The organism is Micavibrio aeruginosavorus, from assembly GCF_051245535.1.
Taxonomy (GTDB): Bacteria; Pseudomonadota; Alphaproteobacteria; order Micavibrionales; family Micavibrionaceae; genus Micavibrio; species Micavibrio aeruginosavorus_D.
Genome location: NZ_CP195303.1, coordinates 297,942 through 308,180, shown reverse-complemented (window position 1 = coordinate 308,180; position 10,239 = coordinate 297,942). Strand labels below are relative to the sequence as shown.

10 protein-coding genes are annotated in these 10,239 nt (G+C 56.0%); 7 read left to right on the top strand and 3 right to left on the bottom strand.

The window, feature by feature from the left end:
- Positions 1 to 3 precede the first annotated feature (3 nt).
- Positions 4 to 1,572, top strand: coding sequence for a hypothetical protein (locus ACSC94_RS01550; RefSeq protein WP_435641316.1), 1,569 nt, complete (start codon positions 4 to 6; stop codon positions 1,570 to 1,572).
- On the opposite strand, the gene hemW is transcribed toward ACSC94_RS01550, so the two are convergent.
- Genes hemW through rph form a run of 3 tightly spaced genes read right to left on the bottom strand, consistent with a single transcriptional unit; the run spans position 1,573 to position 4,063 of the window.
- A complete protein-coding gene (hemW, locus tag ACSC94_RS01545) occupies positions 1,573 to 2,742 on the bottom strand; it encodes a radical SAM family heme chaperone HemW (protein ID WP_435641315.1) in 1,170 nt (389 codons plus the stop codon).
- Positions 2,739 to 3,326 (bottom strand): RdgB/HAM1 family non-canonical purine NTP pyrophosphatase, encoded by a 588-nt coding sequence (gene rdgB, locus ACSC94_RS01540; RefSeq protein WP_435641314.1) that lies wholly within the window; start codon positions 3,324 to 3,326, stop codon positions 2,739 to 2,741. The genes hemW and rdgB overlap by 4 nt, the downstream gene beginning before the upstream one ends.
- 5 nt (positions 3,327 to 3,331) lie before the next feature.
- Positions 3,332 to 4,063, bottom strand: a complete 732-nt coding sequence (gene rph / locus ACSC94_RS01535; RefSeq protein WP_435641313.1) for a ribonuclease PH — start codon at positions 4,061 to 4,063, stop codon at positions 3,332 to 3,334.
- 205 nt (positions 4,064 to 4,268) lie between these two features.
- Here rph and hrcA point away from each other — a divergent pair, with 205 nt between their 5' ends.
- From hrcA to dnaK, 6 genes are all read left to right on the top strand, one after another.
- Complete coding sequence (gene hrcA, locus ACSC94_RS01530; RefSeq protein ID WP_435642136.1) at positions 4,269 to 5,312, top strand: heat-inducible transcriptional repressor HrcA; 1,044 nt, start codon at positions 4,269 to 4,271, stop codon at positions 5,310 to 5,312.
- A 109-nt stretch (positions 5,313 to 5,421) separates the two neighbouring features.
- Complete coding sequence (locus ACSC94_RS01525) at positions 5,422 to 6,246, top strand: hypothetical protein (protein ID WP_435641312.1); 825 nt, start codon at positions 5,422 to 5,424, stop codon at positions 6,244 to 6,246.
- A gap of 37 nt (positions 6,247 to 6,283) precedes the next feature.
- Positions 6,284 to 6,916, top strand: coding sequence for a nucleotide exchange factor GrpE (gene grpE, locus ACSC94_RS01520; protein WP_435641311.1), 633 nt, complete (start codon positions 6,284 to 6,286; stop codon positions 6,914 to 6,916).
- A 62-nt stretch (positions 6,917 to 6,978) separates the two neighbouring features.
- The gene (locus ACSC94_RS01515; protein WP_435641310.1) at positions 6,979 to 7,491 is read left to right on the top strand and encodes a hypothetical protein; all 513 of its coding nucleotides are present in this window, start codon (positions 6,979 to 6,981) and stop codon (positions 7,489 to 7,491) included.
- A gap of 16 nt (positions 7,492 to 7,507) precedes the next feature.
- Complete coding sequence (locus ACSC94_RS01510; protein WP_435641309.1) at positions 7,508 to 8,023, top strand: hypothetical protein; 516 nt, start codon at positions 7,508 to 7,510, stop codon at positions 8,021 to 8,023.
- 215 nt (positions 8,024 to 8,238) lie between these two features.
- A complete protein-coding gene (gene dnaK, locus ACSC94_RS01505; protein ID WP_435641308.1) occupies positions 8,239 to 10,185 on the top strand; it encodes a molecular chaperone DnaK in 1,947 nt (648 codons plus the stop codon).
- Positions 10,186 to 10,239 lie beyond the last annotated feature (54 nt).

The window sequence follows — 10,239 nt, the reverse complement described above, 5'->3', positions numbered from 1 at the left end:
CCCATGATGACCGCGCGTTTGTTTTCCCTGTCCCTGTTGAGCGTTTTGATGATTTCAACGGCCCCGGCATCCGCCGCCGTGGACCCCGCCGGGGCAGATGCGGTGAAAAAACTGGTTGCCAATTATCTGGATAATCAGAAAAACACCATCAACGCCGATGGCGATATGACCATGGTGACCAAGGGTGACATTACCGTCAAACCCGCGGGCGATTATTACGCCACCACCCTGCCGCATATCAGCATTCAATATGATGATGGCAGCGTCTTTGAAATTGGCACCATCACCGCCAATATTACACCGGGTGATGCGCCGAATTTGTGGAAAATGACTTGGGCCCTGCCCCAGCCGATGACGATGATCGGGGCCAATAAAAAGCCCGAAGCCCGCGTCACATTTGATGATCAGGCCCTCAGCGGCGTCTGGCATTCCGATATCAACACGTTCGTGCAGTTGAACGCCCAGTATAAGAATATCGTTACGACCGTTTATGACGAAAAGAATGCGCCCGACGTCACCGTCACCCTGCCGGAGGCGCGTTTCGGGATCAATTTGAAACAAGGGGCCAACGGCAATTGGTCCGGCCCCAGCCACTACACCGCCAGCAACATCACCGTGGAAAGCCCGCAGGAGCCGGGTTTTGTAAAAATCGGCAAGATTGACGCCATTGGTGAAATCACCGATTTTTCCCCCGCGATGGCCAAGGATTTCGAAGACAAAATCAGCGCCATGAGCGAGAGCATGGCCACCACCGGTGCCGTGCCGAGTGCGGGCCATGTGCAGGGCATGTATGATCTGGTCCTGACCTATATCGGCAATATCTGCGATTCCATGAGCACGCAATTTTCCGTGCATGATTTCCAAGTGAACGCGCCCGCCAAAGGCGAAGAGCCCGCCCAAAAATTCGGCCTGAAAACCATCAGCGCCGCCTTTGGCATGAAGGGTTTCCGCAGCAATGATGTCAGCCTGAACATGGCGCTGGATTACAATGGCTTTACGGCGGAACCAAAACTGGATCAGGCCGAAACCATTCCAACCGAAAGCCGTGTGGATATTACGATTAAGAAAGTCCCGTATAACGAACTGACCGAACTGGGTCGCTCCACATTAAAGAGCAGCATGACGGGCGGGGCCGGTGCGGAACTGGCCGGGCTGCAAGCCTTGATGCTGATCCCCCAACTTTTGACCAATGCGGGAACGTCGGTGAATATTAAGGACACAACCTTTGGCAACGACCTGTACGGTTTAAAAATGAACGGTGACGTTATTGCCAACATGCAAAGTGTTTTAAGCGCCACGGGCAAGGCCCGGATTGAAGTGGCGGGCATGGACAAGCTGATCGCGGAAGTGAAAAAACAATCCGAAACCGCCACCGACCCCGCGGTTAAAAAACAGGCGGGTGAAGTTCTGGCCGGACTGACCATGTTGCAAATGGTGGGACAACAACAACCGGGCACCGATGCCAAGGGCCGCGCCGTGCGCACCTATGATATCGAACTGACCAAAGAAGGCCAGATGTTGATGAACGGCACGGATATGACCACCCTGCCCAGCCTGATGAAACAGCCGTAATCAGGCCAGAAGGTAGCCCAACAACGCATTCAACCGCTGCCGCCCGCTGGGCGTGGCGATGATGTGGGTATCGGTTTGGATCAGATACCCCTCGCCCACCATGGCGGTGATTTTGGCGGGGTCGATGGCGGATGAAAAATCCATGCCGCTTTCGCGTTCAATGCGTGCGATGGGCACACCCTCGTCCAGACGCAAGCCCATCATCACACATTCATTCAATCGGGATTCCGGCAAAACGGGTTCAAAATCATGTGACCCGTGCCCGGAATCACGCACCCGGTCCAGCCAGATTTCCGGCGCGCGGTGCGCGCGCGTGGCGGTTTTTACACCATCCAACGTCAACCGCCCATGCGCCCCCGGCCCCACACCAACATAATCGCCATAGCGCCAATAGGTCAGGTTATGGAACGATTCCTGCCCCGGCACGGCGTGGTTTGAAACTTCGTAGGCGGGCAATCCGGCATCGGCCATCATGCTTTGCGTTAATTCATACAGATCGGCGGCGGTGTCTTCATCCGGGATCTGAAATTCACCGCGTTGGTGCCGTGTGAAAAACGGCGTGCCGGGTTCAATGGTCAGTTGATAGAGGGAGAGATGCCCGCCATTCATGGCCAACGCCTCACCCAATTCCGTGCGCCATGCATCCACGGTCATACCGGGGCGCGCATAAATCAGATCGAACGTATAGCGGTCAAAGACCTTGGCCGCGATATCCAATGCGCCCTTCGCGTTTTCAACGGAATGAAACCGCCCGAGAAATTTTAAATCATCATCGCGCAGCGATTGCACGCCCACCGACACACGGTTCACGCCAGCGGATCTAAACCCACGGAATTTTTCAATTTCGATGGAGGTCGGGTTGGCTTCCAACGTGATTTCCAGATCGTTGGCAACGTGCCAGTTCTTCACCACCGCATCAATCGCGGCTTGCACCGTTTCCGGTTCCATCAATGACGGCGTACCGCCACCAAAGAAAATGGACGTCACGCGCCGCCCCCGCGTCAGACCCGCATAATGTTCAATTTCCCGCACCAGCGCATTGCGCCAATCGGCATGGTCAATGCGTTCACGGACATGGGAATTAAAATCGCAATACGGGCATTTGGACGCGCAGAACGGCCAATGAATATAAACACCAAACAGATCGGATGAATCCGGGACGATCATCATAACGCATCAACCAGCGCAGCAAAGGCGATGGCGCGGTGGCTGTATTTCTTTTTTTCCGCCGGGTTCATTTCACCGAAAGTGCGGGTGTCGCCATCCGGCACGAACATCGGGTCATAGCCGAACCCACCCACACCACGCGCAGGCCAGACCAGCGTGCCATTCACACGCCCTTCAAACACATATTCGGACCCGTCCGGATAGGCCAGCGCCAGAACGCAGATAAAATAGGCGGAGCGATCATCATTCGCGCCCAGTTTGTCATGCACGGTTTGCATCGCTATGGCAAAATCCTTGCCCGGTCCGGCCCAACGCGCGGAATACACGCCGGGGTCGCCGTTCAGGGCATTCACGCACAAACCGCTATCATCCGCCAGGCATGGAAGGTTGGTGGCCTTCGCCGCCGCATGGGCCTTCAGCAACGCATTGCCCACAAACGTGGTTTCGGTTTCGTCCGGCTCGGGCAAGCCCAATTCCCCGGCCGACACAACATGGATGCCGAGCGGAGCCAACATCGCCCCGATTTCGGCAACCTTGCCCGCATTATGCGTGGCCATAATCAGCTTTTCGATTGTTGGCAAAGCCATGGCGTTTACGCCGCCTTCAACGCTTGTTTCGTCGCGTGTTGTAGGGCTTTCAGATCGTTGCATCCCTGCTTCGCCAGCGACAGCAGCGCCATGAATTGATCTTCGGTAAACGGATCTTTTTCCGCTGTGCCCTGAATTTCAACGATGCCGCCGCGTCCAGTAATAACGAAATTCGCATCCGTATCAGCGGATGAATCTTCGATATAATCCAGATCCAGAACCGCAACGCCGTTATAAAGGCCGCACGAAATGGCCGCCACGGAATCGGTGATGGGGGATTGTTTCAAGGCACCAATGCGGGTCAAATGTTCACAGGCCATCCACAATGCGACATAACCGCCCGTGATCGCCGCCGTGCGTGTGCCGCCATCGGCCTGAATCACGTCGCAATCAATCCGCACCTGACGTTCGCCCAGTGCTTTCATATCCACCACTGCGCGCAACGCGCGACCGATCAGGCGCTGAATTTCCTGCGTCCGGCCCGATTGTTTGCCCTTGGCCGCTTCGCGGTCCATACGGCTGGATGTCGACCGCGGCAACATGCCGTATTCGGCGGTCACCCATCCGGCCCCGGAATTTTTCATCCAGCCGGGAACCTTTTCCTCAACCGTCGCGGTGCACAGGACATGCGTATCACCGAATTTGACCATGCATGACCCTTCGGCATGTTTGGACACGTTCGGGATAATTTCAACAACGCGCAATGAATCGGGGGTCCGGCCGGAAGGTCTGGTCATTCTTTTGGTCCTTTTATAGTGAAACGGAGGGCACTTTAACCATATTCGGGCCATTTTGTCACCCAATCTCCCCTCCCTCCGTCACCCCGGCGCAGGCCGGGGTCCATACGACCTATCCGATGGATACCGGCCTTCGCCGGTATGACGAAAAATGGTGACTTTCGCGGGGATGACAATACCAGAGGGACACATTATTATCCCCTCCATGATCCCGGAACTGAACCAACGATCGCGCGATATCTTCCGCTATATAGTGGATTCCTACCTGGCCGGGGGCGACCCGGTGGGGTCGAAGACCATTGCCCAATATATGGATATGAATCTGGGTCTTAGCATCTCCCCCGCCACCATCCGCAATGTCATGGCGGACCTGGAGGAAGCGGGCCTGCTCTACGCCCCCCACACCTCCGCCGGGCGGATGCCGACGCAACAGGGTTTGCGCTTCTACGTCGACGGGTTGATGCAGGTCGGGCATCTGAGCGCGGATGAACGCCAATATATCGAAACATCCTGCGTGCCATCGGGCCGTTCGGTGAACCAGATCTTGGAACAGGCCAGCACGATGATCTCTGGCCTGTCGGGCAGTGCGGGCATTGTCATTGCCCCCAAAACCGACAAACCCATCCGCCAGATTCAATTCGTGCGGTTGAAGGATACGCAAGCCTTGGTCGTTCTGGTGATGCAGGACGGGCTGGTCGAAAACCGCGTCATGGACATTGACCGCGACATTACGCCATCGGCGTTGACCATGGCCGCCAACTATCTGAATGACCGTCTGGCCGGACGCACGTTGAATGATGCGCGATTGTTGATTGAGCGCGAGATTGCCGAAAACCGCGCCCAGTTGGACGCCATTACCACACGTCTGGTCCGCGACGGCATCGCCCTGCCGATGCAGGATACAAATAACGGCGTCATCATCGTGCGCGGCCAATCCAAATTGCTGGACGATGTGCGCGCGGTGGAGGATTTGGAAAACGCCCGCATCCTGCTCTCGGCCCTAGAAGAACAGGAAACGATGATGCGTCTGCTGTCCGCCACACACGGCGCGCAGGGCATTCAAATTTACATCGGCACCGAAAACCAGATGTTCAGCCATTCGGGATGGTCGATGGTTATTTCCCCGTATCGGTCCGAAGACCGCATTATCGGCGCCATCGGCGTCATCGGCCCCACCCGGCTGAATTATGGCCGGGTCATCCCGATTGTGGATTATACGTCCCGCGTCGTGGAGCGGCTTCTGGGTTAAAAAATTCACAACACATTGATAACAAAGGGACCTTAAGGCTGGACACCGATTCGCCCCTGCGATAGCTTCGTGTGGTTTGCAACCTCGATTCGTGAGCAACGGAACAACCATGTTTTCCAACCGTTTTCATCGCGTATTTCTGACCGCTGCTGTGCTGATTGGCATGGCGGGCGGTGCTGTGGCCGCAACCGATGACGTGGTGGACGAAAACGTAAAAACCATCACCCCGCGCACGGTTGGCATCAGCCTGCTGCGCCCGGATGATGGCAGTGGTGAGGCGATCCTGCGCCTGATGGCCCCGAGCGCGATCAGCGGTTGCCCGGTGATTGGCCCATTGAAAACCGAAATGAATGTGAATTCGATTTATCTGGATATCACGGTTGATGGATACACCATCGACCAGAATAATCTGGAGACACATCGCGGCGCCTGCGCCACCGCGCGCCAATATGCGTATGCCGATATTCCGCTGGACCGTGCCTTGCTGCACGGAAACAACGTGGCCGAAATCCGTTTCACCGTGAACAATGAAATGGATTATTACACGGTCAATTTGAATGAGGAACGTCTGGAATTGCTGCCCCGCCGCCAGATGCGTGTGAAGCCCGCCACCGGCGCGGATTCCGCCACGGGTGGCCTGACCTTCTGGTACTATCCGAAAGGCACGGTGATTTTATCCGTGCCCGCCGCACCCGCCGGATCGGACACCACCAACCCGCTGGACCAATTCGCATCCCAACACGGGCTGAAACGATTGGACAGCGTTATGCATGGTTTTTCCGCAATTGCTGGAAAAGCCGGGCAAGCCTACTATATCGATGGAACTGGCGCGTTGGGCGCGGTGGCGGGCAAAGACCCGGTATCCGTTGGAACAACCGTTATTGATGGCCGTACCATGGACGTCTATAGCCGCCAGCCCGGTATGAACGAATAAGCAAAAGAAACCACAATAATAAAGTAAGCACAGACCAATGAACGATCAAAACAACAATAATCCGAACGATCCCGCCAACATTGATCCGCTGGCCCCGACCGCGGCAGGCGAAGACAATATTGCGCCAGACAATGGTGCGCCCGCGGCCGATGAACGGGCCGCGTTGGAAGATGAAATCGCCCGGTTGAAAGACCATGTTCTGCGCGCGCTGGCCGATGGGGAAAACACCCGCAAACGCGCCGCGAAAGAACGCGAAGACGCAACGAAATACGCCGTCACCGGTTTTGCCCGTGATTTATTATCCGTGGCCGACAATTTGCGCCGCGCCTTGGATGCCGTCCCGGAAGAGATGAAAAACGGCGGCGATGAATTGTTGAAAAACCTGCTGACCGGGATTGAGGCGACGGAGCGCGAAATGCTGCGCGCCTTTGAAAAGAACGGCATTAAAAAGATCGAGCCAATCAACGTTCCGTTCGACCCGCACCAGCACGAAGTGATGTTCGAAGCCCCCATGCCCGGCAAACCGGCGGGCACGATTATCCAGCTGATTGAGGCCGGATATGTCCTGAATGACCGCCTGCTCCGCCCCGCGCGGGTGGGCGTTTCCCGCGCCGTTGATGGCGGTGAAGGCCCGGATTCCGGCCCGGGGCATATTGATAAAACTGCGTAATTTTTAAAAACTTGCATTTCGGTCCGGTTTTACGTAAATTCCGGCCCAAGGAATATATTATTATGACATCCAAATCCGGCAAAAAAGGTGGGCCACGGTCCTCCCGCAGCGCGACGCGCCCGGCCAGCGAGCAAGAGAGAATCTTTAAAATGCTCGACGAACTGGCCGACAACGACCCCGATCTGGTTGATCGGGCGACGGATGCTGCGCGCGATCCGGATACGGGCCGCACCTATCTGCGCAATGTGACCGACAATATTCTGAAAGAAACCAACCCGGCTCTGAGCGCGACATTGAGCGCCGCAACCGCCTTTATCGCCGCGACACAAATCCCGGTTCGCGAGCCGCAGAGCCTGCCCCACTTTCATATTATTCTCGAACACACCGCCGAAGACCGTCACGCGGCGAGCCGCATTTTTAATTTGGCATCCAGCCGTTTGAACGCGATGGTTCGACTGGCCAGCACGCGCGAAAGCACGGATATTGGCCCGGTTCTGCAATCATTGATCCCGATGGCGGAATACGCCATTAACAAGGCCATACAGAATTATAAAACAGCACCCTCACTGCATTAAAACCGGAGAGTTGGATATGTCGACAAACAACGCATCAGCACCCGATCTTTTTGACGCTCTGCCCAACGCATCCATCCTGCACAAACTAGAAGCCAAATGCCCCGGCGCAGCGTTATGTGTTCTGGACCGCGCCGAAAAAATTCAGAAGGCCCGCCATGCAGAAGAACTTGAATCCCTGACCGCGCCGAAACTGCCGCTGAAAAAACGCATCACGGACGTCTTCAAATCCATCGCCCGCAGCTTTTCCGAAGCCATGATCTCCTACCCCGGCCCGCATTACGGCCCGGAATATGCCGGCCGCGCGACCCACGACCGGATGGACGCCTATGAAAGCGTCCGCACCCGGAATGTGATTGAAGCCATTCGCGGCGATATTGCCCACGTGGCCGATGATCTGCGCGCCGCCATTCGGGCCGAAATGGTGACCCGCAAGGTCACCGTTAAGGATCTGGGCCTGACCCGGGCGGAAATCGTCGATTTGCATCTGGTTGTGGCCAAACCGGCCCCCAAAAGCGGCCCGGCACCACGGTAAAAAGGCCATTCGCGGCGATCTTCACAAAAGGCGGGAAAATCCCGCCTTTTTTTACACAAAAATCAAGGGATTCCGGGGGGATCGGGTCTGGTCAGCCCCCCTCTTTGTGCTATATTCCCTTTCTGTAAAGCCTGACATTCAGGTCTTAAGGGAATGAGGGCGGCGCTGCCTGGCGGGCTGCCCTTTGCATTTGCCAAACTTAAAGTGAGGAAAGAATGAGCAAAATTATCGGTATCGACTTGGGCACCACCAACTCCTGCGTGGCCATTATGGATGGCAAGGACCCCCGGGTTCTGGAGAACGCAGAGGGCACCCGCACAACCCCTTCCATGATTGCCTTCACCAAAGATGGTGAGCGTTTGGTTGGCCAGCCGGCGAAACGCCAGGCGGTCACAAACCCGGAAAGAACATTGTACGCAGTGAAGCGCCTGATCGGCCGCCGCTTCGATGACCCGCAAGTCCAGAAAATGTCCAAAACCGCCCCGTTCAAAATTGTGAAGGGCGATAACGGCGATGCTTGGGTCGAAATTGACGGCGAAACATTCGCTCCGGCCCAGATCTCTGCCATGGTTTTGCAGAAGATGAAGGAAACGGCGGAAAGCTATCTGGGTCACGAAGTGACGCAGGCGGTGATTACCGTTCCGGCTTACTTCAACGACTCACAACGCCAAGCCACCAAAGACGCCGGTAAAATCGCTGGTCTGGATGTGCTGCGCATTATCAACGAACCGACGGCGGCTGCGCTGGCCTATGGTTTGGACAAGAAAAATTCCGGCATCATCGCCGTGTATGACCTTGGCGGTGGCACGTTCGATATTTCCATTCTGGAGATTGGTGACGGCGTATTCGAAGTGAAATCCACCAACGGGGACACATTCCTGGGCGGTGAAGATTTCGATGATCGCATCATCCACTTCCTGGCCGATGAATTCAAAAAAGAACAAGGCATCGACCTGCGCAATGACAAGCTGGCTCTGCAACGTTTGAAAGAAGCGGCAGAGAAAGCAAAGATCGAACTGTCCTCCACCACGCAGACGGAAGTGAACCTGCCGTTCATTACCGCCGATGCGTCGGGCCCGAAACATTTGAACGTGAAGATGACCCGCGCCAAGCTGGAAAGCCTGGTCGAAGATCTGGTCAAACGCACGATCGATCCGTTGAAAGCCGCATTGAAAGATGCGGGCCTGAAGGCGTCTGACATTGATGATGTTGTTTTGGTTGGCGGGATGACCCGTATGCCGAAAATCATCGAAACGGTGAAGGACTTCTTTGGCAAGGAACCACACAAGGGCGTCAACCCGGATGAAGTCGTGGCCGATGGCGCGGCAATTCAGGGCGGCGTTCTGCAAGGCGACGTGAAGGATGTTCTGCTGCTTGACGTGACCCCGCTGTCGCTGGGGATTGAAACGCTGGGCGGTGTGTTCACCCGTTTGATCGACCGCAACACCACCATCCCGACGAAAAAATCTCAGGTGTTTTCAACCGCCGAAGACAACCAAAGCGCCGTGACCATCCGCGTGTTCCAAGGGGAACGCGAAATGGCCGCGGACAACAAATTCCTGGGTCAATTCGATCTGGTTGGCATTCCGTCCGCACCGCGCGGCATTCCGCAGATCGAAGTCACGTTCGACATCGATGCCAACGGTATCGTGCACGTGACGGCAAAAGACAAAGCCACGGGCAAGGAACAGAATATCCGTATCCAGGCCAGCGGTGGATTGTCCGATGCGGACATTGACCAGATGGTGAAGGACGCCGAATCCAACGCGGAATCCGACAAAAAACGCCGTGGCGTTGTCGAAGCCCGCAACCAGGCCGAAGCCACCATCCACCAGACGGAAAAAACCATGGCCGAACTGGGCGGGGACATTCCGGCGGATGAAAAATCCAACGTCGAATCCGCTCTGGCTGATCTGAAAGCTGTTTTGGACACCGAAGATCAATCTTTGCTGGAAGAAAAAACGCAAAGCCTGATTCAGGCCAGCATGAAGCTGGGTGAACTGGCGTACCGTCGTGCACAGGAACAATCAGCCGGCACACCGGACAATGATGGCGCAGAACCATCCGCGAAAGCTGATGCGCCGCAATCGTCCGATGACGACATCGTCGACGCCGACTTCCTGGAGCTGGACGACGAAGACGACAAGAAAGCAAGCAAGTAACAAACGATAAGGCACAGCGCAGAGGATAAACGGATAACAATCCTTCCTCTGCGC